This is a genomic window from Sulfidibacter corallicola, from assembly GCF_017498545.1.
Classification (GTDB): domain Bacteria; phylum Acidobacteriota; class Holophagae; order Acanthopleuribacterales; family Acanthopleuribacteraceae; genus Sulfidibacter; species Sulfidibacter corallicola.
Genome location: NZ_CP071793.1, coordinates 6,175,521 through 6,200,798, shown reverse-complemented (window position 1 = coordinate 6,200,798; position 25,278 = coordinate 6,175,521). Strand labels below are relative to the sequence as shown.

The window sequence follows — 25,278 nt, the reverse complement described above, 5'->3', positions numbered from 1 at the left end:
AACGCAGTTAGCACCCCGCTCACTTTTCGATCTGCTGGAGATCCTTGGGCGTAATCACTTTCGGAAATACCAACAGGCGACCACTGGTGGCCGTCTTGTCGGTTTCCGGAATCCGTTGGTACCCGAACCCGTTGTTGTTCAACACCACCAACAGGTTGCCGCGGTCGTCGATCTCGAAACCCTCCGCCAACCCCTCGTAGCGGGTGCGCAGGTCGGCACTCACGATTTTTTTCTTCAAGGCACTGAAATCGAAGCGCTTGGTCAACTCGAGGCGCGCCAGCTCGGCATCGTTGAAAGCGGCGATGTCGAACTCCACCAGCATCCAGCGCCGCTGGAGCAACAACAGGATGCGGTCGCCGAAACGGCGCGCTTCGGCAACCTTGACGTATTTGCGGTCGATCACCAGGGTCACCTCCTGCAACGGCTGCCACTGGCCGTTCAGTTTGGTGAGCAGGGTGACGCGGGCAGGATCGGCCGTGCGAAAAGCCAGGATACGGTTGTCGTCGAGGTGAACGACGGAGGAGAGACCGCATTCATAGGTGCCGTTGTAGCACTTCGGATCGATCTGAAGCGTCCACCGATGGTGCGGCGTCATGGTCTCGAGGTTGAGCACCGCGTAGGTGCCGAGCCAATCCGATTCCTCGGACGAGAAGGTGCGCGCACTGATCAAGCCGATATTGCCCTGCCCGGGTGCCTGGAACAGCGCGGAGAGATCCAACTGCATCGCGGGAAAGGCCAGCTTGGCCTCGAAACGGCCGTTGGTTTCGCGCAGGAGCCGAAACAGGCCGGGACGCGACTCCGGCAGTCCGGCGGTCAGGTACCAGGCCCCCTCGTGACACAGGATGCCGGTGGGCGCTTCCACGCCGTGGATTTCGTGGATCGAGAAGCGATCGGGACTGAGCCCTTCCAACGGGGCTTTGCCGGGCTGGGCCCCCAGAAGCATCAACAACATCCAAAACACGGGCGGCCTCCGCACTCGCGAATCCTCGATCCGAAACGCAGCCCCAAAACAAAAAAGGCACCCGAGGGGGTGCCTTTTTTGTTTTGAGGTGGTGCCCAAGTCCGGACTCGAACCGGAACGACCGAAAGGTCACTACCCCCTCAAGATAGCGTGTCTACCAATTTCACCACTTGGGCATCTCTGTTACAGCGGTGCATTCTACAAAAGCACCGCTGCAAAAGCAAGCTGTATTTCCAGAAACTTTTTTAGGGATCGTTACCCTCGGACGCTTCCTGCGCGCGCTTCTTCGCTTTTTCCGTTTCTTCCTTGATCCGCTGCATTTCAGCCTCGCGCAGGTCCGGCGGAAGCTGGCTGGGATCGGTGATCACTTCTTGGTTGGTGATCGCCTCCTTGAGGTTGATCGGATTGCCTTCGGCATCGATGGCCTGAATACCTTCGGGAAGAACGGTGGAAGAACCGGCATCGCCAGAGTTTCCATTCGAGGGAACCACGGTACTCTCTACCGGAGCCTGGGTCGTGGGCGTGAAGCCGGAAGCGATCCCTTGGTTGTCGGGAGAGTTGCGGTAAGCCAGGAACATGGACGAAACCATAAAGAGGATGGCGATCGCCGAGGTAAATTTGGTCAAAAAGCTGGTCGCACCTTGAGCGCCGAAAAGAGAGCTCGAATTATCGGCCACACTTACGAGCCCGCCGGTCTTCCCATCCTGGAAAAGAATAACGAGAATCAAAAGTACGCAAAGAAAACAGTGGATGATGAAGAAAAAGCCCATCAGATTCCTCCATGACATACGGGCGTGGCCCGGAACGTCGCAGTCTAACACAACAAATCATCGCTGCCAAGGCCCGGAACAGCCGGGCTGAAAGGACCGCCGAACCCGGTGTCGCTCAGGGATCGGGAACCGCCTCGGTTTCCAAGAACTTCGGACGCTCTTCCCGATCGCCGACTTCCGTCAGGAAATCTCGCATCAGCGTGTAAAAGCGCGCCAGCTTGTCGTAGTCCAAGCGCTCCCAATCGTCGGCGGGGCTGTGGTAGTGCGGGTGCACGTCGGAAAAGAAAAACAGGGTGGGTATCCCGTTCTTGGCGAAATGATATTGGTCGCTGCGGTTGTGGTACTTGTCCAAACTGCGGTCGAAGCTCCATGCCTGGCTCTGCTTGAGATTGACGGCATCGAGCACCTCGTTCATGGTGGACACGCTCTTGCCGGCAGAAGGAATCACGCCGATGGTGTCGGTCGCGTTGCGGCCGATCATGTCGACGTTGATATTGGCCACGATGCGTTCGAGGGGAATCGGGGTGTTGGCCACGAACCAGTCGGATCCCAACAGGCCCTGCTCCTCACCGGTAAAAAAGGCGAAAATCAAGCTGCGCCGGGTGGGGTTCTTGGCGAAGTGGCGAGCCAACAACAACAGCGTGGCAGTACCGGAGCCGTTGTCGTCGGCGCCGTTGAAGACCTCACCGTGAATCACGCCCAGGTGGTCGTAATGGCCGCTGATCACCAGGGCTTCGTCGCGCAGTTGCGGATCGGTCCCCGGTACGCAACCCACCACGTTTTCGGTTTGCCGTACGCGATTTTGAATGTTGAGCTTCAGCGCCAGCTTCCGGCCGCGGATCTCCATCGAGCGCGGCCGCTCCTTGGTCACGATTTGGTCGTGCGCTTCCTGAAACCGTTCGTAACTGCGGCCGAACAGTTCGGGCCACTTGTCCTCGTAGACCCAAAGGATGGGAAACAGCTTCGTTTCGAATTCGTTGGTTTCCACCAGTTCCATATCCCGCAACGCCGGCAGGTAGCTCAGGGGTTTGTCGGGGTTTCGCTTTTTCAAAATGATCAGGCCCGCCGCTTCCGCACCGTGGGCGTTGTAGAACTTGATGAAATTGGAAAACCGTTGGGCTTCCTTGGAGGAGAAGGGGCCGTCCTTGGAAGGGTTCTCGGGCAGGCCGTCGTGCACCACGACCCAGTGGTCCTTGGCCTCCATACCCGCCCAGTCGTTGTAATCGCCGGCCTTGATGCCGTAACCCAAATAGAGCATCGGTGCGACCCGGTCGTAGCGCCCGACGCCGTAGGGAATCACCTGATAGTCGCGACCATGGGCCCAGGAAGTGCCGCGTCCGCCACCGCGGAACCGCGCTCGATGGGACTCGTTTTCGGCCTCGGCGACACGCACGTCGAAAGGCTGCAAATAACCGTGGTCCGATGCGCCGTCCACCGGCTGCAAGCCGGCCAGTTCGAGCTGGGTCTCCAGGTAACGGGCGGCCAGACGTTGGCCGCGATAGCTGGTCTCGCGACCTTCCAACAGGTCGTCGGCCAGGAAGCGGATGTGGGCTTGGAGTTCACGGGCCACCTGGTCGGACTCCAACCCCAGAAGGGACAGTAACAAAAAGGTACAAAGAGGCAAGAGACCCCCCCGGGCCGCGACATTCCGAACTCGGCCCCACGGCATGGGAAATCGGGAAAGCCGCCGTGGTGCGAGCCGAAACCATCGGTCGATACAGTTCAAGGAACCATCTTACATGATGGATACGAGGTTTCGGCCCCAGGCTCTGCGGCAAAACCGCCATATCCACCGTCCCACCGCGATTTTTCCACCCGGAATCGAAGGGTTCCCATGGGTTGACGCGCGGTTCGCGGGCATTTAGGATCAGCGGCGAACCACCCTCGCCGATCGCCCGGTCCGCGCTCGCGGCCCCGAGCTTCCTCACATGAAACGAAGACTGTCCCGAAGTAATTCGATGGCGAACGAATAATTGTCCGAATCGCGCCATTCGCTGAAATCGAGGATGCCGTGCTCCCGCAAGGCCGGCGCATGATCCACTCCGGTCTCCGGATCGGGACATACCCATTCCGCGACTTCCTGCTGATCCACCAGGCTCACCGGGAACAACCGCCGAGCTCCGTCCTTGGCTTCCTGCTTGCGCAGAAAGGCCACCTCGTTCTTGAGCCATTCACTGTACATGCTGTGCGAGGAAAGCACCATGACGACCCGTTCGGTGGTCCGTGAACCCGCCTCGGCCGGTCGCTCGCTGTCCTTTTGATCGCGGCTGCGATAAGGCGATTGCCAACACCGGATGCCCTTGACCTGCAAATCGGTGTGGAGCCGCTCCACCAGTTCGGTATCGCGATCGCTGTAGCCACTGAAGGAGATGTAGCACGAGTGGTAGCCCGAATCGCGTTTGGCGAGCGCTTCGATCATGTTGTCGGGCAGACCACAGCCTTGCAGGAAGGCGACCGGCAAGGGCCAGGACTGCATCAACGTGCGGTGATCCAGACCGCAGGGCCCGCGAAATGCGCTGGTCGCCAGTTGCTCGGCATGTTTCAACCGCGAATTTCCAAAAAGCGTTTCGCCGAACAGGGTCCGTTCGAGATGGGCTCGTTCCAGATCGGCCCCGATCAGGGTCGCACCGATCAAGTCGGCCTCGCTCAAATCGCTCTTGGCGAGGGTGGCCCCGGTAAAATCCACATGCTGAAGGCAAGCGCCGCTGAGATCGGCATTGGTCAGGTCGGCCCGTCGCAGCTTGGCCCCAACCAGGTCGGCCTCGCTCAAGTCGGCCCAGCTCAGATCGGCCATCGACAGGTCGACGCGCTTCAAATTGGCGCCGGCCAACTTTCCCTCGTTGAGGGTCACTCCGCTCAAGTCGGCATCGCAGAGATTGGCGCGTTCCAGGTCCGCGTTGATCAGGTTCGCTTTGACCAGAATCGCCTTCTCCAATTGGGCCTCGGTCAGGCAGGCATGCACCATGTTGGCTTCGGTGAAGTTGGTTTCGGTGAGCACGGCACTGGCCAGGTTGACGCGGATCAGATTGGCCCCCACCAACGAGGCCTGTGCGAAATTGACCGCGGAAAGGTCGACCCGATTCAGGTTGCAACGGTCGAGTACCGCGCGCATGAGATTGGACTCCTTGAGCAGCGCGCCGCTCAGGTTGGCATCGGCCAAATGGGTGCTGATCAGGTTGGCGCGGCTGAGGTCTGCCTTGTTGAGATTGGCCCCGCTCAGGTCGGCCCGAATCAAATTGACCCGCCGCAAATCCGCACCCGCGAGGTTGACACCGCTCAAATCGGCTTTGCTCAGATTGGGCACGTAATCCGGAAAGCCCGCGCGCAACTGGTTCCAACCGGCGAGATTGGTTTTGAGCACGTGCAGCAGTTGTTCTTTGGAGAGGTTGTGAATACTGTCGACCATGTGCCACTCGAGAAAAGCCCGTAACCGCGTCCGGCCGATGCCGGTCACGACAATTCCGGGCGGACCGTCCTCGCAGGAATCGATTCCGGCCGCAAAGCGAAATAGGAAAATGAAGTCATAAACGTTGATTCAAGGCACATTATACGCACAATCCCCGCTCGGGGACACGTCGCATCCATGGTTTGCCGTAAATCGGATCACCGGTCGCCACGCAAGAGAGGTGGGAAGTGGGTCACCTCCGTGGAGAAGGGCGATCGGCGCTATTTTGCGGGCCGAATCGTCCAGGTGCGGGCCTCGGCCGGACTGAAAAACACTTTTTGAGGGGAACCCAATTCGTTCTTTTCGAGTGCCGGATACCGCCACATGAACAAGGGATCGGCCAGCACGAGGGTCGAGAAGGACACTTGAATCACTCGATCTCCACCGGCGGTTACGGCCGGGGCGGTCACCGCCGGGACACCTGCCGGCCATACGCGGGCGGAGGTCAATTCTTTGCCCGACGGGTCGCGATACGTGAAAGACCCACTGTCATCGGCCTTGTCCAAACGGGCCAAGGCGCGGCGCAATACCTGGAACAGAAATTCGTTCTGGCCCCGTACCCCGGCCTGGGTGAGAATGCCCTCGCCACCTCGACGCTGCAGCGCTTCCAATATCAGCCGAGACAATTCCAGGTCCATGGCCGTGACGAACGCCGAAGCCCCTTCTTCGAACACCTGTCCACCCAGCGCCTGACGGCCCTCGTCCCAGATCGCCTGAAGGAAATAGGCGCGAACGGGGTCCTGGTCACCCCGCAGGAGGGTGACCGCGCGTTCCGTTCGCTCGGTTCCCAATCGATTGCGCAGCGAGCCGTCCAGGTTGAAGAGCAGTAGCTCGGTGAGTTGCCGATCCAGTTCGGAGGCCTGTCGCCAACCGTTGCCACGAGCCAGATCAGCCCATGTGGCCTGCTCGGCCGACGAGGAAAAATCAAGCCCTAGAACACTCCGAAACGGGGGACTCGGCTCGACGTAAGCACGATCGAACACCCGTGGCTGGGCAGCCGGTGGGAACCAGGCCCGACCGGGAGGCTCAGGCAGGTAACGACGGTGAAACCAGCGTCCACCCGCATTGCCAAGACTCAGGGTCACGGCTGGCATTTGATGATACTGAAAGGCCGTCACCGCTTCGTCCACATTGGCGGCGTGCAGCAGGTGGTAGAAGGCGGCCAGATCCATGCTGGGACGAAATCCATCCCAGTCGTAAAAGACTTCCCGCCCCGAACTCGTAGAGACCAGGGGCGTCACGCGACGCCCGAACCATGAGTAACGGGGCGCCTCCTCATAGCGTTCCCGTCCCGGCGCATCCCGGTTCACGATGAACAAGTCCTCGCGGCCCAGCAACGAGGCCGGGTCGAACTGGTAAAAGTACTCGTCGTCGGCCAGCACGGGTTGCACGACGAAATTGACGGTCTCGGTCCTGCCGGACCAGAGAAAGGGCACGCCGACGAGACTCAAACCTTCCGCATACAGCCGTTCGGGTATTTCCAACTGGGTCGGCAAGGGAAGAAAACGCAGATAAGGGTGGCCACGCACCTGTTGCGCCATGACGCCCCCCTCTCCGGCCACGCGGACCAGCTCGATCCAGGGTCGGCGAAACAGGCCCTCGACTTCGGCGGCGAAGACCATCTCGTCGGCCGGGGAAGTCGGGACCGGATAGTCGAAGACCTGGGCGGCCCGTTCGATGCCGAATGCCGAGGCCAGGTTGCGGGCGCCCCAATCCTTGACCCAGTTGCGGCCGAACAAAAACGCGTAACCGCGATGGACCATGAGCACGTCGGCCACCGTCCAGGCTTGACCCTTGCCCATTCCGGCAGTCAGCCCGTCCGCGTAGGATTGGAGCAGTACCTGCAGATAGGGCGGATACAGCTCGCGGCAGCGCTCACCCAGGTCGTGTAGATCCAGGTAGTAGAACAACGGAGCCAGTTCGGCCAGCTCCGATGGCAAGTCCGCGGCGGGATGTCCCTGAAACAGATCGCGCAACGCTTGGAGGCGGCCCGAAGCGTGATGGGCGTGCAACAACCCCTGCAGAAAGAGCAGATCCCGCTCGGACTGAGCGGACAGGGAGGCCATGCCGTTGCCGTGCATCGCGATCTCTCCGGGCCGGCTCAATCCCTTGGCCTGCTTGGGGAACGAAGGACCGAGCAGGTCATCGACATTGCCGTCGATCAAAAAAAACCACACGGCGAAGCCGATTCCCCCCAAAACGAGCAACAGGAACAAAAACATCAACAGTTTTTTCAACATACGAGCCCGTCCTGGCTTGGAGGTTGGTTTCGAATATCCAAAGAGCCCGTCGACCGCGATCGGGGGCTACCGGGCACGCGCGCCGGGGCGATCCGAACACCGCGACGAATCCTGGCCCGGACCCTACCTCATCGATGGCTTCGACATGAACCCATTCTAACCTGAGTCGGTGCCTCCGAGACTTTCGGACCGGCATCGCGAAGTGAAAATAAACGAGTTGGCTCGAACAGCCACGAACCGTCGAAGAAAAGGGCCGCATCCCGCGCCGGCGGATCACCCGTGACTCTTCAAGTGAGGCTCATTCCAACCGATAGCATAGTTAGTGTCCGTCCAGAAACGAAATGGTGACAACACCCATGGCAGTTCGGCTGGATGGGCACGGTACCCGGTCTCAGGCTTCAGTTCTCGGCAAGATTCTTGTCCACAGATAATTAGCTGACACCTGATTACCGGTACCAATCTGCAGGGAGAACTTGCCGGTTCCGAGGAACCGTTGCAAAAAACCGCTGTATCTGGATGGGTACGCGTCAACTCCCATCCCACTTCCGCCGAACCTGCTTTCCAAGCATTCACCACTCGCGACCGGAGTCGACGTCAACCCCACACATGCCGCCGATTGGCAAATTGGAGCGTGCGATGAATTTGGAGATCAAATGCCCCGAATGCGGGAAAACATCGACGATTGCCCTGGCCAAAGTCCCCTTGGGCAAACTGAAGACCACCTGCAATAGCTGCAAAAACCAATTCTTTATGGACAAGGGTCAGTCGTTGAACTGCCAGATCCTCTCCAACGAGAACGGAAATCAGGATCTAGAAGGCTATCCGGACACCGGTTGGAAGGTCGATCACCCCATCTGTCAGGGTATCGAATACGATCTGGCCGGCCTCGGTGGCCTGGTTCGCTCGGGCCTGGTCACCGAGGCCACCCGGATCCTGCCGCCGGCCGCGACGCAGTACATGGAGGCCCGTCACCTGAAACCCTTGAAAAAATTTTTCGACCAGAAGGAAAAGATGGACAGTCGCGCCCACTGATCCGGGTCGATAGCGACGGCGTGAAACGACGCCGTCGGTCCCGTGGTGGCGGGCGCGCGACCGGTATTCGTCACCGCACCCTTTCAGTGGAAATCCCGAGAGTGGAGAAAGAGACCTGCCGCAGGATCGACCGGGCGTTCTCTCGATCGCGAACACCCGGCCCCGGGAGGTTCAGGCGAACACGCCCTGAACGCCGCGTTCCTTGAGAAACAGCCGAATTTCGTCGGACTTCTTGAGCACGTGACGGTACAACACCATGACATTGTCCTGACGGGCGAAGGCCATGCCGTGCTTGAGGTCCAGAACCAAGGCCGACATGATCGTCTTGGGATGCTCCATGTAGTCCTGATCCATAATGAACTTCAGGGCGGCTTCCGGCGACCCCTTCAAAGCGCACAGGTACATCAGCGTGGCGAGATACATCAATGCGGTTTCGCCGTGCTCGACCGATGCCAACTTGGGTTGGCGACGGGGCATGTGGTTGTCGGCGGTATAGGCGAGGTTTTTGCCCAGCGCCTGAATCTCGCCGCGCACGTCGGCCGCGGTGATGCGAGGTCGTCCACCGGTCACCGAATCCACTTCGTCGTCTTTGGGAATGCGAATGCCGCCGCCTTCATCGATGGCCACATCGACGATGGCCGCGCCTTCGCGCATCAGGCGCATCTGTTCGACGCGCGCGACCTTGGGTGTGGCGCCGCTTCCCTGCAGGAAGATGGTCAAAATGAAACCCTTGGCGCCCTGCAAATCTTCATCCGCCACGTTGCCGCTCTGTTTGATGCGGACCTTCGGGTATTCGGCGTACTGCTCGCGCAACTGTTCGCAACGCAGGGGAGACTTTTCCAAAATCAGGATTTCGCGAATGCGCTCCAAGTTCTTCTCTTCCAGCAACACGCTGACCGCGCTGGTGCCGGCGATGCCGCCGCCCGAAATCACCACCTTTTCGTCGACATCCAGGTGCTCGCTGACGTCGAGGCCCGCCAACTTTCCCGCGTATACCGACATGCTGGAGCGCAGGGGAACGGGATACTTGGGCTTGACATCGGTCTCGCACCGATAGGCGAAACCGCCCACCGCCGAACCGTCGAAGACGCCGCAGAAACTACCGCCCGCAATGAACTCGGCCAAGCCGCTATCCGGCGTGAAATCACCGGAATGCAGGGCGCCGATACGGATGAAGGCGCCGGGAATCGTGGCCTCGTACGCCGTGGATTCCTTGAGCGCGTGCACCACGTCCGGGAGCCGCTCCAATCGCGGCAAATCCTCTTCCTCGACGATTTCCGCACCGACCTCGACGTACATTCCATCCGAAAAACCGGCGCCGTTTCCGGCACCGGAAACCACGTAGAACCGCCCTTCGATACCGAGCTCGTTCAACCAACGTTTCAGCAGACCCATCTGCTCGGGCGTGATGGCCACGCGTTGTTCGCAGGTTTCGGGTTCACCGATGTGAACGTCCGTACCCAACAGGAAACTGACACTAAGACCGCCCGACGCCTGAAAACCGTTTTCCGGTGTGGGTTCCGGCAAAATACCGCGGTATTGTTTCTCTTGAGTCAAAGCACTCCCCCTTGTGCATTTGGGCGGCCAGGTTCCCCTGGCCGCGGCAAACAAGATGCGTCAAGACAAAATCTTGACGAGGTGGTAATTTTTCTTGCCCTTGCGCAGCACCAAAAACCGGCCGTCGATGGCCTGATCCAAAACGATTTTGTGGTTGGCATCGGCAACGCGTTGATTGTTGACGTACACCGCACCGCTCGTCACCAGGCGGCGCGCTTCCCCTTTCGATTTGGTCACACCACAGCTTACCAATAATTCAGGAACCCAAAAACCTTCACCCTCGAAATTTTCACGCGCAAGATCAGTGGCCGGCATTTCGCGAATAATCGCGGAAATGTCGGCGGCCGTCAGGCCCTCCACACTGCCGCCGAACATCACTTTCGAGGCACGCTGAACCTTGTCCAGCTCTTCCTGTCCGTGAACCGTCCGTGTGATTTCCTCGGCGAGCCGTTTTTGAGCTGCGCGGGAGGCGGGATCGGTCTCCAATCGATGGCCGAGCTCGGCAATCTGGTCCTGATCCAGCATCGTGAAGTTCTTCAAGTACCCCAAGACATCCGAATCCGACGAGTTCAACCAGAACTGGTAGAACCGGTAGGGCGAGGTCTTTTCGGGATCCAGCCAGATGTTGCCCTCTTCGGACTTTCCGAATTTGGCTCCCGAACTGTTGGTCACCAGCGGGAACACCAGCCCGTGGGCTTTCTTGCCGCCTTGGCGGCGAATGTAGTCGATGCCCGCGGTGATGTTGCCCCACTGATCGCTTCCACCCATCTGCAGGTAGCAGTCCTCGCTCTGGCTGAGCTTGTAGAAGTCGTAGGCCTGCAACATCATGTAGGTGAATTCGGTGTAGGAGATGCCCTCCTCGCTGTTGATGCGGCGCTTGACCGATTCTTTGGCCATCATGTAATTGACCGTGAAGTTCTTGCCCACATCGCGCAAAAACTCGATGAAATTCATTTTGCCCAGCCAATCGTAGTTGTTCACCAGCTTGGCGGGGTTTTCCTTGGTTTCGAAATCCAGGAACTTGGCCAATTGGTTGCGGATGCCTTCCACGTTCTTGGCCAGTTGTTCCTCGTCCAAAAGATTGCGCTCTTTCGATTTGCCACTGGGATCGCCGATCATGCCCGTGCCCCCGCCCACCAGGGCGATGGGACGGTGCCCGTACTGCTGTAAGCGGACCAGGCCCATGATGGGCAACAGGCTACCCACGTGCAGAGAATCCGCGGTGGGATCGAAGCCGATATATGCGGAAACCTTCTCCTCGGCCAACCATTGGCCCAGGCCTTCGGTTTTGTCGTATACCAGACCACGCCATTCAAATTCTTCGAGCACGCTTGCCTTCATGGGAGCCTCCTGGAGCATCTCTTGAAATGAGTCATTTCTCAGGGGTCGCACGCTTCCGGACCGAGTCGCTTCCGATCCATCAGCGAATCGGAACCGTGGTGCTTCGCGGCTTGGGGGAGTGCCGGTCGGCCTCATCGGAAACCCGGTCGCCCTGTGCCCGCTCCTGAGAGCACGACACATGCGACCCCGCCGAATGAAAGCCCTATTTTTACCCGCTTCCCCAGTGGATTGCCACGGTTTTCAATGGGATGCTCGGGAGTTCCGAACACCGCCAAGGCCGACTAAGGACAACAACAGCAGTCGAATGAGCGATCAGGCGCCGCACCGCCGCTTACGAGGCGGGAAGGCAACCTAAGCATTCGCCCTTCATCTTGAAAAAATTATAACAAAATTAGGCGTAACCGCAAAAACATCTTATCAAATTTTACCAAACCCGATTACGACAGAACTTTTTTACTCAATTCATATCCGTTCGGTAGTCTTCTTTGGGGCTAGGTGTCCATCCCGGCTACAGACCTCGTCATTCGGGCCGACGCCCATCCAGGAACGGCAACATGGCGACATTCCAAACGACCCGGCTGGATGGGCTCCAGGCTGGCGACCCGAGGGCGCTCCGTCGGTCCCAACGTTTTCTTCCAGATCCGGTGCGATTCTCCTATTTCCTTTCGTCCTTGCGTTGTCCCGGTTTTCCGAAAATCAGGTTCAGGCCCGACGCTACGAACCGGCTGCCCTGAGTGGCCACTTTCTGGGCCGTGCGATCGACCAGCTCACCACCCGCCGCCGAAATCATGGCGTCTTCGAAGCCGCCCTTGACCTCCTTGCGAAATTCCGGCAGGACTCGAGCGGCGCCTTCTTCGAAGCCTTCCTGAACTTCGCTCCGAAACTCGGGCAGCAACTCCCGGGCACTCTCTTCGAATGCCTCCTTCAACTCCGAACGAAACTCGGGCAACAACTCGCGCGCGGCCTCCTCGAATCCTTCACTGACCTCCTTGCGGAAATCGGGCAGCAGTTCCTCCGCCGATTCCTGGAAGCCTTCGGAAAGTTCCTTGCGGAATTCGGGGATCAATTCCTCGGCGGTCTTTTCTAATTCTTCACGAAAATCCTTCTCCGCCTCGAGCAACCGGTCGTCCAGTTCCCGCTCGAGCACCCTCCAAAGCCAGAACCGAATGACCAGAAATGCGCCACCCAGGGTGAAGGCACTGGTGAGTATCGCCGTAACCAGAACAGCAGGCAGAAGATCCCAAGACAAGAGGCACTCCTTCGGCAAAAGGCGAGTGGTCGAACGAGGCGAGGGCGAGCCTCGTTCGAGCATTCGTCGGAAATGAGGTGATGATTGCATTTTAGCCGGGACCTTCACGTCGCGCCACGCCAAGCCCGCGCACGAGGGCCGCGAACCGCCCCGGTCGACCTTGGCGGCTTCATCCACCCCCTTCGCGACGACCGGCAGTCACGGCGACTCGGGCACCGGGTCCCAGGCCCCGCAACGAAGAGCCACAGGCGAAGCAAAGCGGGTCGGGAATCCGACCAACGCCGGAGGAATCCCCCGCGGGCATTTCAGGGGGCCGCGACCAGATCGGCACGAAGGGAACCGGCCGATGCGACCACCGGCGCGCCGGAGCGTGGGCCAGATAGCGATTCGCGGCATCCGCGGCCGTGCCGTCTTCGCCGAAGTAATGGATGACCTCGTTTTCGCGAGGATCGAGGTAGGCGAGAAAACCGCCCGGCAGCTTGCCGAAGGCCTGTAACGGTAAAAAGGCCTTTTGATGGCGGCGGGGCATGTGCAGCCGGGAATAATAGCCAGGAAGAACGAAATCCGCCACATCCACACCCATCACCCGGTAACCCTCCGACCAAACGGGCGCGCAGATCAATCGAAGGTGGAACACCTCGCGCCCCGGTAGTTCCGGATGTGGCCCGCGAATGTAGCGAGGCCCACGCGGAAAGGCCACGGCCTGCAGGATCTCGCGGGAGAACACCCGGGTCCAGGGTTCGCCGGCATCGACGGCCAGGTCCGGACAGACCACCGAGAACCCAAAACCGGCCGACCGCCAGGTGCGCAATACCTCGTGCGGCATGGATTCGACCGAATCTACCAACACCACGGCGCTCTTCCCCTTCGGGCGGATGTGAAAGGGACGGGAGAGATCCAGCGATTCGACAACCACCGAGGCGCCGACCTCCCAACCGGGCGCAAAATCTTCGGCCAACTGGGCGTTCACGGCCTTGATCGCCCAATCGCGTTCCACCGGGTCCAGACTCCGGCGGGTGAAGTCAAAAACAGAAATAAGCATGATTCCTCCAAATCCGGGACAAAGGTCCCAACTCGAGCGTCAGATCTCGCGACAGGCCCCGGAGGCGGGTCCAGATCAGGAGTCGCGTTCTATTCATGAAGAACAGGAACGGATGGGAAACCGGGTCACGGTTTTTTTGCAGTCCCCACCACCGTCCGTGTCGCGTTCGCGGAACCTTCATATTAATTAGGTATGGGACCTGGCAGCCCGGGCCTGCTCCGGGGCGAAGGAGAAGACTTTTGCTTGGACACCCCAAGGCGGCGTGAAATAATGTGGCCGCCCAGAACGAGGGCTCGACCGAAGTCGCACCGCGGCCCGGGGCATCACCGGGAGGCACCGGCCAGGCAAACCGTCACGCGACGCCGACGCGCGCCCCGTTCTCGAAAGCACGCGACGATCCCCGAGGGAGGCACACCATGGTTCCGGTTTGGAAGGAAGGCACTTGCCATTGCGGGCGCATCCGCTTCCGCGTTCGCGCCATGTTCGAAAAAGCCCTCGAATGCAATTGCTCCATTTGCTTTCAGAAAGGGTACATTCACCTGATCGTTCCCAGCGGGGACTTCGAACTGTTGCAGGGCCAGCGGGACCTTTCGACCTACCGCTTCAACACCGGTGAAGCCAAACACCATTTCTGCAGCCACTGCGGTGTTTCTCCTTTCTATGTTCCGCGATCCCATCCAGACGGGTACGACGTCAACCTGCGCTGCGTGACCGACCTGGACTGGCGCAAGGTGGAGATCACGCCTTTCGACGGCGCAAACTGGGAACAGAACATCCAGAAAATCGAAGGTTACGAATCATGACACCGGAAACCAAACCCGAACACGGGGCACAGCCATCCCATCACGCCGATTTGGGAGAGAAAGGTGCCCGCATCCAGGGCATGTTCGACAAGCTCGCGCCTCGATACGACCTCATGAATCGGGTCATGACGATGGGTCAAGACCAACGCTGGCGGCGATTCGTGGTAGCGCGAGCGGAGCTGGCGGAGGGTGGCCGGGTTTTGGATTTGGCCTCGGGCACCGGCGACATCGCCCTGGAATTCAAACGGCGGCTCCCCGAGGCCACCGTCATCGCCGGCGACTTTTCGCTGGGCATGATGCGCCACGGCATCACCCGCCCCCATGCAGGGCAGCTCCATTGGATCGCCTGCGACGCCATGCGCCTGCCCTTTGCCGACAACAGCTTCGGGGCGGTCACCTTCGGATACCTCCTGCGCAACGTGGCCTCGATCCCCACCGCCCTGGCCGAGGTCTACCGCGTTCTCGAACCAGGCGGCAAAGTGGTTTGCCTGGATACCACGCCACCACCACCGGGCATCCTGCGTCCCTTCATTCGCACCTATTTGAATCACGGCCTGCCGCTGCTGGGGCGGCTGCTCTCCGCCGACGCCTCGGCCTACGCCTACCTCTCCAGTTCGACCCAGTCTTTCGAGACCGCCGAAGATCTGGCAGATCTTTTTTCCGGAGCCGGATTCCAATCCGTCGCCTTTCGTCATTTCATGTTTCGCACGGTGGCCATTCATTGGGCCCGAAAACCGAGCTGAGATCCGCGCCCAGAGCCGATTCCCGATTTTTTTTGAATTTTTGGGTTGCATCTCCGACGGATTCTGGTATCTTCTCTCCTTGTCCACGTGCCCAGGTGGTGAAATTGGTAGACACGCACGGTTCAGGTCCGTGTGCAGCAATGCATGGGGGTTCGAATCCCTTCCTGGGCACCACTTCCCCCCTTTCTTTTCCGATTGCTCAACAATTCAACAGCTCGAACCGGAACCTCAAAGGTATTGTCCTTTCGAGGCTTTTTTTGTTTATGGGCTCCGGTTGGATGTCCCTTCCCTTTTCGGGCCCCGGCCTGCAATCGCAGGAAGCCCATCGGCTCTTCGGGTCCTCTGCCCTGAACTACCGCGACACCGCAACCTGGGCCCCATCCCCGCACGACCTTCACACCCCACCCATGGGCTCCAGCCGCCCGAGCGGCCGTCAAGTTTACACGAGCTTTTTAAGATAGCATGTGTTAGTTTTGGCTTTTTAGATGGAGTCTTGAGAGGCAAATCAAGTAACCATGCAGATCGATATCACCACGAATGAAGCTCTGGCCGAGATTTGTGCATCGGCCGAGAACCAACCTTTTATAACGTTAGATACCGAATTCATTCGCGAGCGCACCTACTATCCGGTTTTGGCATTGATCCAGGTCTCTTGGCCCGGACAAGGTCCGCTTCTCATCGATCCCTTGAAGGTTACCGATTGGGATCCCTTCCACGTTCTCTTGAAAAACACGGATATCGTCAAGGTCCTGCACTCGAGCCGCCAGGATCTGGAGATTTTCTACAATCAGATGGGATCGATCCCCCAACCGATTTTCGATACCCAAATCGCCGCCAGCATGTGCGGCCTCGGTGATCAGATCAGTTACGCGGCGCTGATCTCCAAGACACTGGGCATCCAGTTGCGCAAGGGCGACAGCTTCACGAACTGGCTGCAGCGACCCTTGACCGACGCCCAGATCCGCTACGCGCAGGACGACGTGCGTTACCTGCCCGATGCCTACGACAAATTGGTGGCGCTCGCGAAGAGCCAAGGCCGTCTGAACTGGATTCGAGAGGAAACCGCGGCCCAACTGACCAACGACCTCTTCAATCCCGACCCCGCCGGTCTCTGGCGCAAGGTCAAAAAAGTCGGTCAACTCAAAGAGAAGGACCTGGTGGTCCTGCAAGGCCTGGCCATTTGGCGTGACCAGAAAGCCCGCGAGCTGGACAAACCACTGCGTTTCGTGCTGAGCGACGAGGTCATGGTCGAGCTGGCCAAGATGGACAAGCTGACGCTCGATCAATTGAAATCTCGGCGCGGCATCCATCCCAAATTCGTCCAACGCCACGGCGAAAGTCTCCAGGAAACCCACGCGCGCGCCCGCGACCTGCCCCGCTCTCAATGGCCCAAACTCAAGGAGAGCAAGAACCGGGGACCCTCCGACAAGGCCGAGGCCCTGGCGGATCTGGCCTGGATTCTCATCAAGGAAATCGCCCACAAGGCCAACATGGCGCCGGCCAACATCATCCTCAAACGGGATTTGGCCCCGTTCATCGATGCCACCCTATCGGGCAAAGACACCACCAAGTTCGCCATCAGTCACGGTTGGCGCAAGGAAATGGTGGGCAGCCTGTTGGTCAGTTTGATGGAAGGGCGTATGATTATTAAGGTTGAAAGCCAACACATCACTTGGGAAGAACTGACGTGAAGAAAACGAAGCCCAAGCCATGGTAAGGTTGGCGTATTCACCCGAACATGGAAAGGGAACCGGATCCTACATCGCTCCGGCACGTACGAATCGGTAACTCTCCGCACGCGACACATTTTTCCAGTAGCCGAGGCTGGCAGAAATGAAAACACGAATCACGGAACATACAGCCGTACTCCTGATCGCTGTCGTTCTGATGGTTTCGGCGTGCAGCAACGATCCGGCCCCTCGAGATTCGGAGCCGGTCCCGTCGATCCCGCCGACGTCCCAGACGGAACCCGAACCGGTCACGCCGGAGCCCGAGCCGGAGGAGCCGCGTCAATTGGCGATGGCGACCCCCCTGGTCCAGTACCTGGATCGCGAGGGCGACTATTGCGCATCCCACATCTTGATCGCCCATCGCGACGCCGTGGGCGCCGACCTGGACGTGATTCGCACCCGCGAAGAGGCCCTCGCGTTGGCCTCCGAACTGGCCAACCGGCTACAAAGCGATCCTACCCTGTTCGCCTACCTCGCCCACGAACACGCCAACACATCGGCCGCTTCGCCCGACGGACACCTGGGCGCCTGGAACAAGGGCGAAATGGCGGAGGCTCTGGAAGACACGCTGGATCGGCTGACCGTTGGACAGGTGACGCCCGATCCGATCGAAACACCATTCGGATTCCATATCGTTCGACGCGAGACCAAGCGGGCGCGACATTATCGGGCCGTGGGCCTTTTTATTCCCTTCGCCACCGAGACCAGCCAGGACCCTCAACTGCCGGACAAGGCCGAAGCCGAGGAGAAAGCGCGAGACATCGGCCGCCAAATTTCGCCTGAATCGTTCGAGGCCGTGGCCCGGGAGCTCGATCCCGAGCAGGGTCCGATCGAGTTGGGCGTATTCGCGGAAGGTGACCGCCGAGTCCCCCACGAATTGGTCGAAAAGATGAAGGTGGCCGAAGTGGGCGCGGTGATCGGCCCCCTGCTCACGCCCCGTGGATTCGGTTTCTTTCAGCGGCGCGAGATCGAGACGTGGAACGGCGCACACATCTTGGTCGCCCATCGCGACGCGGCCCAGGTGGGCACGGAGGTGACGCGTACGAGGGAAGAGGCGATCGCGGAAACGCAACGGTTGATCCAAGAGCTGGAAGCGAGCATGCCGAGCGATCCGACCACTTTCGCTCGGCTCGCCCGGGAGTTTTCCGACGCGCCATCCCGCGAGAGCGGTGGCCACCTGGGTCGGGTATGGCACAACGGTGACCTGATCCCCGAGTTCAGCCAGGCCCTGGCGACCCTGGCAGTGGGTGAATTTTCACGGGACGCGGTGGAAACCCCCTTCGGATTCCACATCCTACTGCGTCTACCGGTGCCCCGGGATTTTTCGACCCACCGGGAATCGCCACAGACTCCGGAGCGATAACCCAAGCCCCGTAATGGCACCGACGCGTCGAAGCAAACCAATTGACGACGGAGCGCAATACCCATGAGCGCAACCTAATGATTCGCCAACGGGCTATCACCGACAGTGGGCAGTCCCGCGGTTCCCGCATGCCGAGAGAACAGCCAGGCCTGTAGGTTGAGCCGGGCCGCGCAGGCTGTCAGCGCAACCAGTCTAGGCAACCCACACTACATCAGCACGTTACGCCAGACAGAAAAGCGCGCCCAGGCCTCGATTGCTCCCACCCAACAGGACTCGCTCCGCTCTTGCGCGCTGTACTTCATCGCTCCCTGGTTCGCTTCGATTGGTGGAGCAAGCTGCTCCACCTACAGGCCTTACGTCGCTTACGAGCAGACGCGCTCTTCGACCCTGATCTTTCAGCGAAACCTTTGACTCCGCTCTTGGAGATTGGGTGACGTCGTGGCTTCGGTTGCTTCGAAGCGTCGGCCTGGCAGGCCAACCTACAGGCCAGCGAACCACTTTGGATGCGGGAACTGCCGAGCGACGCACTTCGATCGGCAGGAAAGGTTTCCGAACCGGTCATTTCAGCGTGTAGCCCTTGCGGGTCACCACCCGAGCTCGGCGCTTGCGCACCTCTACCTTCAGTGCGTGATACCCGGTGTTCGTCGCCTTCGGCACCACACCCAGCACGTACTGGTGCTTCAGGTCCAACACCACTTCCTGAAAGAGTTTCGGCAAGCGCAGGGCCCGATCCGCATAGAGGAAGCGCCCACCGGTATCGGCCGCGATGGTTTCCAGCGCACCGCGATTGATCTTTTTCCCAAGGCCGATGGTATACACCACGGTTTCGGCGTTCTGGGCCCGCTCGATGGCCACTCGCATTTGGTACGCCTTGTTTCTGGCGAGCTCGTAGATGCTGTCGCGGCCGTCGGTGAACATCACGATGGCCCGCCTGCCGCGCTTTCGGCCTTCCAGGTCGTTCAACGCCGCACCGAGCGAATCGAAAAGCGCGGTCTGCCCCTTCGAATTCAAACCGCCGATACTGGCCGTCATTTGCTTGCGGTCGTTGGTGAAGCCCAAGACCTTGATGGGCTCGTTCTTGATCTCGAAAATGGCGACGCGATCGCTGTCGGCCAGGTTCTGTACGAAACTGTGTGCGGCCTTGCGGACGGTGGTGATGCCCTCTTGACCCAACGACGAGGACGTATCCAGAACCAAGACCAGATCCAAGGGCAGGCGCTCGGTGAAAAAGCTGCGGATCTCCACCGGATTGCCGTCCTCGAATACGCGAAAATCCTTGCGTTCGAGCCCCAGAATCGGACTGCCGCGACCGTTTTTCACCAAAGCCGAAAGGAGGAGCACGCGCGCGGTGGTCTCGAAATCCACACGCAAGGCCTTGGTCACGACAGCCGGGGACGCCACCGTTTCTCCCGACTGCAATACCAACCTCGCCACGATGTGATGCTGTTCGATCGTCTCGCCGAAATCCACGACAACGGCGGTGTGGGCGCCCTCCTTGTCGAAGACAGGCTCCTCGTTCAACAGGAGCTGGGTGCGAGTTACCACGCTCGGTTCGGCAATCTCGAGAACCACTTCGTAGCGATCGGAGACATAGGCTCCCTCGAGCGGATCCAGGATGCGTACCTGGGCGAGGAGCGACGAGCCGGACACCGCCGCGGCCCAGACCAGGGCCCAAGGAAGGAGATGAATCCATCGCATCGCGGGAAGTCGATGGTAGCTCACGCGCGATAAGTTCATGAAAAAAACCACCTTTTGGCTCATTGGAAACGTCGCTCCCGGGTAGAGCAATTCCCGTTCCCCGGCTTCAGCCCGCAAGGCCGGCGACGCTCCGACAGTTGGATTTCGCTTATCGATTCAGGTGAACGTCTCGAATCCCCCGAAAGGACGCGGCACGCACGCCGCACCCATCCCATCGCGAGGACCCTGGCTTACCCTACCACACCCAGCCGGTTACACCAGGGGCGTCGTCGTCAGGAAACAACAGGCCGTTGCCAGGAAAGGACAGTCGGCAGCGTTAGCTTTTTCTATTTGGTGCGTCACAAAAATCAATCGCATGCGTCGCATTCGGTGACGAAAACACTTATGATTAGGCCCAAATCGGGCGTTGTCAGAAGGCTATCTCAGGTCGACTTCCCAACTTCAGCCGAGACGATCGGGCAAATGGAACAGATTTTGCCGCATCTGGCGACCGCAAACTCATTCCCGAGGAGTACATCCATGAAGCAATTCGTATTTTCGATCTTAATGATCTTGACCGTCGCGGTCGCGCCACTCACCGCCGGCGAGTCAGCATCGGCCGCGGAAGCCGGTACGCGCATTGAAATTCTTTCTTCCAAAACCGGACCCTACACCCGCCAGGCCAAGCGGGCGGAAGTCCTCAAGGCGATCCCCCACCTCGCCATCAACGATTCCTGGCGATCCGCGGTCATGGTTCGCAACGATACGAACCGCACCATCACGATCGAATTCGATTTGCTGGACATCGACGGTCGCCTGGTCAACGCCGTCATTTTCGACGGTGCCGGCAATCAGCTTACACCCGGCTCGCAATACCGGGCCTTGATCGCCCCCTTCGAAATCCTGGTGTTCGAATTCGACGACATCGTCGAGAACCGCGCCAACCTGCAAGCGTTTTTCTACTCCGACGAAGCGGACGTGGGCTACAGCCTGGAAGCCATCTACAGCAGTTTCGAGAACGGCGCCAAGAACGCCACCGTCGGCGTGGCCGTCCAAACGCCGGGCCCCAATTTCCTGATCAACATCGACCAACGCATCGACGCCTATTCGGAACGCCGGAAATTCCGCGGCCTGGCCCTCACCAACGCCTCCACCCAAACCTGCGACTGCGTGGTGAACCTCTACGACGACGGCGCCAACGGCGCCAACGACCAACCGCTGTCGACCGTCACGGTCAACAGCATCCCCTCCGGCGGCAAGTGGCTGGGCACCACCTACGACTTGTTCCCGCAGATCGACACCCTGTTGGGCAACCCCGGCCTGGGCTACGGTTACCTGGAATTCAAGTGCAACCAAAACGTGGCCGCACTGGGTCTGGCGTTCGAAAACGGCAGCCAGATTTCGTCCTCGGTTCCGGTCGACTACTTCGAATTCGCCAACAAAACCACCCAGGAAGGTCGCATCCTCCGCAATCGCTGACATGATTTCGGTCGCATGCTGAAAACCGGTGCTTCGGCGCCGGTTTTTTTATGCCCGCGGGAATCGGCCAGGGTTGGCCGTCAAAAATCTGAAATTTTCCCCAGCGGTTTTTCCACGTTCCAATAATCCCCCTCCGCGGGGTGGGAGGGCGGCACGAAGATCACCACGCACACCAGGAACAGGTACAGGGCAAAAACGGTGAGCAGCGAAAGCCACCAGGGAATCGGCCCGAAGGCCATGTGTTCCCACCAGTGGATGCCCTCGGCCTGGGGGTGCATCAACAGTTTGACGGCCCAGCCGAACAGCAGAATGATGAACAGCGCCACGTAGTTGCGCAACAACCTGGTCCGAAAGGCCTGCAGATAGGTGATCTTGAAACGCGGGTGAAGCAGGTCGTCGGCCACCAGGTCACCCCAGTTGTGTTCCGGACTGGACAGGTCGCGCGTCAGAATCGGTCCGTAGAAGTTTTCCTCGATCATGCGCAATCGGGTTCGCCACACGTCGAAAAAGCGAAAGCGGCGCGCCTCCAGGGTGAGGAAGTGCAGGACCAGGTACATGCCCAATACGATGCTGCCATGGGTGTGTTCCTTGAGGTTGAACGCGAACGAAAGCAAGCCCATGGTGGCGATGATGGCCCAGTTGGTGGTCGTGTCCAGCCGCAAGCGCCAGGTGTTGGAGCGCGTGAGTTCGCCGCGATAGAGGTGTACCATGGCCGAGATGTACTCGGGCCGCGTCAACGGGTAGGTTTCGAAATCACCGCCCGCGGTGGGGTGTTCGGCCTTCTTCGAAGATTTTTGCGAGCGGACATCGGGTTCGATATCCGCTTCTTCCTCGAGGTCGAAATCTTGAAGTCGGTATCGCGTAGGCTGAGTCATAAGACACCTTGGAGAAAAACAGCGGCCGAGCCTATCGGATGGAAGACCAAACCCAACACACAAAACACAGGAACTCGTGGGTACCGCGAACCTACGCCCGCGATCAGCCCATTCGGAAGGATCATAGCTTTAACCACATTTCGGCAAAACCGAAAAACACTTCAATTTCTCGGAGGCGGCGACAATCGTAATCTAGGCGACAATCCCATCGGTCTCGATCATCGCCGGCATCATGGATCCTCACGCGACATTTCCCCGAGTAAAAAACTTCTTCACGAGACTGCGTTCAGGTTCTCAGAAGGGCTCGGAACCCGCCTGACCGGCATTCGATCATGATCCCTAACCAGTGAATGCACAGTGGTATCAGCCAAACACACCCCATCTCGTTTAACTGCTTGCGGCTTATCTGCACCTGTGTTCAAATTGACCGTAGCAAGTTCGTCGAACATTTGCTAGACTTTCCGACCATGCCCCTGTAGCTCAGTGGATAGAGCACTGGCCTCCGGAGCCAGGTGCGGTGGTTCGATTCCACCCAGGGGTACCACTACCCCGCTCCCGCCCCGGATGTAACAACTATTGGTCGTGTGGTTGTTTGAATGTTGCATTCCGCGTTGTTTTGCAGATGTTGATGACCCGGGTTGACACCAAGTGCCCCGGTCAAATGAGGAAAATGGCGGCCGACCCGTGATCGTCGGATCCGGAGCTGGGTACCGAAGGCATCGCGCTCGAACCAAAAGCCTTCAGGCCAATTTCAATACAGAAGCAAGCGTTTCAAATGTACGTTTTCCCATCCAAGCACAATTGGGCCTCCCACATGTCGTCGAGGCCCAGCCGCGCGATTTTTTCGACCACCTACATGTTTAGGAGTTGCCATGGACAACTTTAATGATCTTGGTTTCTCGGATGCGATCCTGGAAAACCTGAAGGCCAAGGGCTATGAAAGCCCAACCCCCATACAAGCTCAGTCCATTCCGGTCATCATGGAGAAGAAAGATGTCGTGATTCAATCACAGACCGGCAGCGGCAAGACGGCCGCATTCGGACTGCCCCTCCTGAATGGCGTGATGGAAGACGTTCCCGCCGTTCAGTTCGTGGTCCTGGTTCCCACTCGTGAGCTGGCCGCCCAGGTTTACGCGGAACTGGATTCACTGTCGCAGAATATGAGCGTCAGTGTGGCCGCCATTTACGGCGGCGCCAACATGAAAGCCCAAATCAACGCCTTGCGCGAGGGCGCTCAGATCGTCATCGGCACGCCGGGCCGCATCTTGGACCACCTCAAGCGGCGCACCATGAGCTTTTCCGTCGTTCGCGGCATCGTGCTGGACGAAGCGGACAAAATGCTGTCGATGGGTTTCCTTCAAGACGTTCAGCTCATTTTCAAACACCTGCCCCGACGCCGCCAAATCGTGATGAGTTCGGCCACCTTCCCCTACAGCGTCGAAAGCCTGATCCACCAGCACATGGACGAACCGGAACGCATCACCCTGAGCGAGAAGGAAATCGCGCCCAAGGAAATTTCTCACCGGTATTGCATGGTCGACGCGGCCGACAAGGAACGTGGGTTGCTGGCCTTCCTGGAAAAGGAGCAGCCGGAGATCAGCTTCATTTTCTGCAACACGCGCTCGGAAGTGAAATCGGTCCACCTGTTCCTGGCCAAAGCCGGCGTCAATGCGGAGGGTCTGTCTTCCGATCTCTCGCAAACCCAGCGGGAAAAGACGCTGGGCAAGATGCGCAACGGCCTCGTGCAACACCTGGTGTGTACCGATCTGGCGGCACGCGGCATCGACGTGCCGGCCGTGACCCACGTGTTCAATTACAGCTCCAGCGGCGATTCGGAAACCTACGTCCACCGCACCGGCCGTACCGGCCGCGCGGGTAAATCGGGCGTGGCCATTTCCCTGGTGTCCAGCCACGACCTGGCCGGGTTCCGCCAGGCATTGATCGCCAACAGCATCGAGGCCGAAGAAATTCAGATGCCCACCGAGGCCGAAGTGATCGAAGGTCGCATCAACCATCACCTGGGCAAGCTGAGCTCGATCGATTACGCCAAGGATGCCGATATCGGCGACGAATTCACCCAACTCGCCGAAAACCTGACCGCAGAGCAGGCCAAGAGCCTGTTGCCGCTGTTGTTGGAAAAGTTCCTGCGTCCGGCGATCCCCGAGGATCCCACCGAGCACTACCAGAACAACAAACCCGAACGCTCGGAATCCAGCCGCGATCGCGGCCGGGATCGAGACCGTGACCGTGATCGAGACCGTGACCGTGATCGAGACCGCGATCGCGATGGAGACGGCGGGCGCCGTCGCGGACGGCGCGGTGGTCGCCGTGGCGAAACGCGTGGACGAGATCGCGACGACGACCGCAGACGCGGACGGGATCGCGACGACGACCGCGGGCGTGGCCGTAGCCGCGACCGAGATCGCAACGAAGATCGCGCCGCACGCGGCCGGGATCACGACGCGGATCAACAGAAAGCGAACGCACCAGCAACGCCCGACACCGAACAAGCGGCTGCCCCCAAGGAAGATACGGCACCTCGTCATCGCGGTAACGAAGACAAGGATCGCCGCCCCGAAGGTCGCGGTTCACGCCATGACCGCGGACGTGGACGGGGTCGTGACCGGGGCCGGGGCCGTGACAAGTCGTTCACCACGGTCTGCCTGTCGCTGGGCCGTCGCGACGGCCTGGACCAGATGGACATTCAGAACATCCTGCGCCGCCAGGGCCGGGCCCGCATGGAGGATATCGGCGATATCTTCATGAAGGACCACGAGAGCTTCATCAACATCGGCTCCGGTTCGCTGAGAGCCGTATTGGCGGCCGACGGCAAGCAATACAAGAGCTTCGAGCTCTTCATCTCGGAGAGTCCCGTGTCCTACGTGGAGCCGGCGAACTCCTGATCGCTCCGCATCTCCGATCACCAAAAAACACGGCCCACCGAGGCCGTGTTTTTTTTTGACCCGATCCA

18 protein-coding genes and 3 tRNA genes are annotated in these 25,278 nt (G+C 59.5%); 9 read left to right on the top strand and 12 right to left on the bottom strand.

Features of this window, described 5'->3' with window-relative positions:
• Positions 1-19 precede the first annotated feature (19 nt).
• From J3U87_RS19090 to J3U87_RS19065, 6 genes are all read right to left on the bottom strand, one after another.
• Complete coding sequence (locus J3U87_RS19090; RefSeq protein ID WP_237377373.1) at positions 20-961, bottom strand: hypothetical protein; 942 nt, start codon at positions 959-961, stop codon at positions 20-22.
• A gap of 89 nt (positions 962-1,050) precedes the next feature.
• Positions 1,051-1,137, bottom strand: a tRNA-Leu gene (locus J3U87_RS19085).
• Positions 1,138-1,206: 69 nt separating this feature from the next.
• The gene (gene secG / locus J3U87_RS19080; RefSeq protein WP_237377372.1) at positions 1,207-1,731 is read right to left on the bottom strand and encodes a preprotein translocase subunit SecG; all 525 of its coding nucleotides are present in this window, start codon (positions 1,729-1,731) and stop codon (positions 1,207-1,209) included.
• Positions 1,732-1,846: 115 nt separating this feature from the next.
• Complete coding sequence (locus J3U87_RS19075) at positions 1,847-3,355, bottom strand: M28 family peptidase (protein ID WP_237377371.1); 1,509 nt, start codon at positions 3,353-3,355, stop codon at positions 1,847-1,849.
• A gap of 300 nt (positions 3,356-3,655) precedes the next feature.
• A complete protein-coding gene (locus J3U87_RS19070) occupies positions 3,656-5,137 on the bottom strand; it encodes a pentapeptide repeat-containing protein (RefSeq protein WP_237377370.1) in 1,482 nt (493 codons plus the stop codon).
• Between the two features lie 260 nt (positions 5,138-5,397).
• Positions 5,398-7,416, bottom strand: a complete 2,019-nt coding sequence (locus J3U87_RS19065; RefSeq protein WP_237377369.1) for a penicillin acylase family protein — start codon at positions 7,414-7,416, stop codon at positions 5,398-5,400.
• A gap of 636 nt (positions 7,417-8,052) precedes the next feature.
• Between J3U87_RS19065 and J3U87_RS19060 the strand changes: the two genes are divergently transcribed.
• Positions 8,053-8,448, top strand: a complete 396-nt coding sequence (locus tag J3U87_RS19060; protein WP_237377368.1) for a zinc ribbon domain-containing protein — start codon at positions 8,053-8,055, stop codon at positions 8,446-8,448.
• A 171-nt stretch (positions 8,449-8,619) separates the two neighbouring features.
• On the opposite strand, the gene J3U87_RS19055 is transcribed toward J3U87_RS19060, so the two are convergent.
• The 4 genes from J3U87_RS19055 to J3U87_RS19040 form a co-directional block, all read right to left on the bottom strand.
• Positions 8,620-10,005: a Rossmann-fold NAD(P)-binding domain-containing protein gene (locus tag J3U87_RS19055; RefSeq protein ID WP_237377367.1), complete on the bottom strand. Its 1,386-nt coding sequence runs from the start codon at positions 10,003-10,005 to the stop codon at positions 8,620-8,622.
• Positions 10,006-10,065: 60 nt separating this feature from the next.
• Positions 10,066-11,346 (bottom strand): tyrosine--tRNA ligase, encoded by a 1,281-nt coding sequence (gene tyrS / locus J3U87_RS19050; RefSeq protein ID WP_237377366.1) that lies wholly within the window; start codon positions 11,344-11,346, stop codon positions 10,066-10,068.
• Between the two features lie 655 nt (positions 11,347-12,001).
• On the bottom strand, positions 12,002-12,595 hold the full coding sequence (locus tag J3U87_RS19045; RefSeq protein WP_237377365.1) for a hypothetical protein: 594 nt from the start codon (positions 12,593-12,595) through the stop codon (positions 12,002-12,004).
• A 169-nt stretch (positions 12,596-12,764) separates the two neighbouring features.
• A complete protein-coding gene (locus tag J3U87_RS19040; RefSeq protein WP_237377364.1) occupies positions 12,765-13,637 on the bottom strand; it encodes a hypothetical protein in 873 nt (290 codons plus the stop codon).
• Between the two features lie 416 nt (positions 13,638-14,053).
• Here J3U87_RS19040 and J3U87_RS19035 point away from each other — a divergent pair, with 416 nt between their 5' ends.
• The 5 genes from J3U87_RS19035 (at position 14,054) to J3U87_RS19015 (ending at position 18,276) form a co-directional block, all read left to right on the top strand.
• Positions 14,054-14,440, top strand: coding sequence for a GFA family protein (locus tag J3U87_RS19035; RefSeq protein WP_237377363.1), 387 nt, complete (start codon positions 14,054-14,056; stop codon positions 14,438-14,440).
• Entirely contained in the window at positions 14,437-15,183 is a 747-nt protein-coding gene (gene ubiE / locus J3U87_RS19030) for a bifunctional demethylmenaquinone methyltransferase/2-methoxy-6-polyprenyl-1,4-benzoquinol methylase UbiE (protein ID WP_237377362.1), read from the top strand. Before J3U87_RS19035 ends, ubiE begins: the two co-directional genes overlap by 4 nt.
• Positions 15,184-15,272: 89 nt before the next feature.
• Positions 15,273-15,357: transfer RNA gene (locus tag J3U87_RS19025), tRNA-Leu, on the top strand.
• Between the two features lie 341 nt (positions 15,358-15,698).
• The gene (gene rnd, locus J3U87_RS19020; protein ID WP_237377361.1) at positions 15,699-16,874 is read left to right on the top strand and encodes a ribonuclease D; all 1,176 of its coding nucleotides are present in this window, start codon (positions 15,699-15,701) and stop codon (positions 16,872-16,874) included.
• 142 nt (positions 16,875-17,016) lie between these two features.
• Positions 17,017-18,276: a peptidylprolyl isomerase gene (locus tag J3U87_RS19015; protein WP_237377360.1), complete on the top strand. Its 1,260-nt coding sequence runs from the start codon at positions 17,017-17,019 to the stop codon at positions 18,274-18,276.
• A 558-nt stretch (positions 18,277-18,834) separates the two neighbouring features.
• Here J3U87_RS19015 and J3U87_RS19010 read toward each other — a convergent pair.
• Positions 18,835-20,013 carry a VWA domain-containing protein gene (locus J3U87_RS19010; RefSeq protein ID WP_237377359.1) on the bottom strand — a complete coding sequence of 393 codons (1,179 nt, stop codon included), beginning with the start codon at positions 20,011-20,013 and terminating at the stop codon, positions 18,835-18,837.
• A gap of 480 nt (positions 20,014-20,493) precedes the next feature.
• Here J3U87_RS19010 and J3U87_RS19005 point away from each other — a divergent pair, with 480 nt between their 5' ends.
• On the top strand, positions 20,494-21,432 hold the full coding sequence (locus J3U87_RS19005) for a hypothetical protein (RefSeq protein ID WP_237377358.1): 939 nt from the start codon (positions 20,494-20,496) through the stop codon (positions 21,430-21,432).
• An 80-nt stretch (positions 21,433-21,512) separates the two neighbouring features.
• On the opposite strand, the gene J3U87_RS19000 is transcribed toward J3U87_RS19005, so the two are convergent.
• Positions 21,513-22,307 (bottom strand): DUF2270 domain-containing protein, encoded by a 795-nt coding sequence (locus J3U87_RS19000; protein ID WP_237377357.1) that lies wholly within the window; start codon positions 22,305-22,307, stop codon positions 21,513-21,515.
• A gap of 469 nt (positions 22,308-22,776) precedes the next feature.
• Here J3U87_RS19000 and J3U87_RS18995 point away from each other — a divergent pair.
• Positions 22,777-22,851, top strand: a tRNA-Arg gene (locus J3U87_RS18995).
• A 328-nt stretch (positions 22,852-23,179) separates the two neighbouring features.
• Positions 23,180-25,210, top strand: a complete 2,031-nt coding sequence (locus J3U87_RS18990; protein WP_237377356.1) for a DEAD/DEAH box helicase — start codon at positions 23,180-23,182, stop codon at positions 25,208-25,210.
• Positions 25,211-25,278: the final 68 nt, after the last annotated feature.

Coding starts and splice junctions, on each gene's coding strand:
- J3U87_RS19035 (WP_237377363.1), top strand. CDS start 14,054: ATGGTTCCGGTTTGGAAGGAAGGCACTTGCCATTGCGGGCGCATCCGC.
- J3U87_RS19005 (WP_237377358.1), top strand. CDS start 20,494: ATGAAGCAATTCGTATTTTCGATCTTAATGATCTTGACCGTCGCGGTC.
- secG (WP_237377372.1), bottom strand. CDS start 1,731: ATGGGCTTTTTCTTCATCATCCACTGTTTTCTTTGCGTACTTTTGATT.
- J3U87_RS19010 (WP_237377359.1), bottom strand. CDS start 20,013: ATGAACTTATCGCGCGTGAGCTACCATCGACTTCCCGCGATGCGATGG.
- rnd (WP_237377361.1), top strand. CDS start 15,699: ATGCAGATCGATATCACCACGAATGAAGCTCTGGCCGAGATTTGTGCA.
- J3U87_RS19040 (WP_237377364.1), bottom strand. CDS start 13,637: ATGCTTATTTCTGTTTTTGACTTCACCCGCCGGAGTCTGGACCCGGTG.
- J3U87_RS18990 (WP_237377356.1), top strand. CDS start 23,180: ATGGACAACTTTAATGATCTTGGTTTCTCGGATGCGATCCTGGAAAAC.
- ubiE (WP_237377362.1), top strand. CDS start 14,437: ATGACACCGGAAACCAAACCCGAACACGGGGCACAGCCATCCCATCAC.
- J3U87_RS19065 (WP_237377369.1), bottom strand. CDS start 7,416: ATGTTGAAAAAACTGTTGATGTTTTTGTTCCTGTTGCTCGTTTTGGGG.
- J3U87_RS19015 (WP_237377360.1), top strand. CDS start 17,017: ATGAAAACACGAATCACGGAACATACAGCCGTACTCCTGATCGCTGTC.
- J3U87_RS19000 (WP_237377357.1), bottom strand. CDS start 22,307: ATGACTCAGCCTACGCGATACCGACTTCAAGATTTCGACCTCGAGGAA.
- J3U87_RS19060 (WP_237377368.1), top strand. CDS start 8,053: ATGAATTTGGAGATCAAATGCCCCGAATGCGGGAAAACATCGACGATT.
- tyrS (WP_237377366.1), bottom strand. CDS start 11,346: ATGAAGGCAAGCGTGCTCGAAGAATTTGAATGGCGTGGTCTGGTATAC.
- J3U87_RS19070 (WP_237377370.1), bottom strand. CDS start 5,137: ATGGTCGACAGTATTCACAACCTCTCCAAAGAACAACTGCTGCACGTG.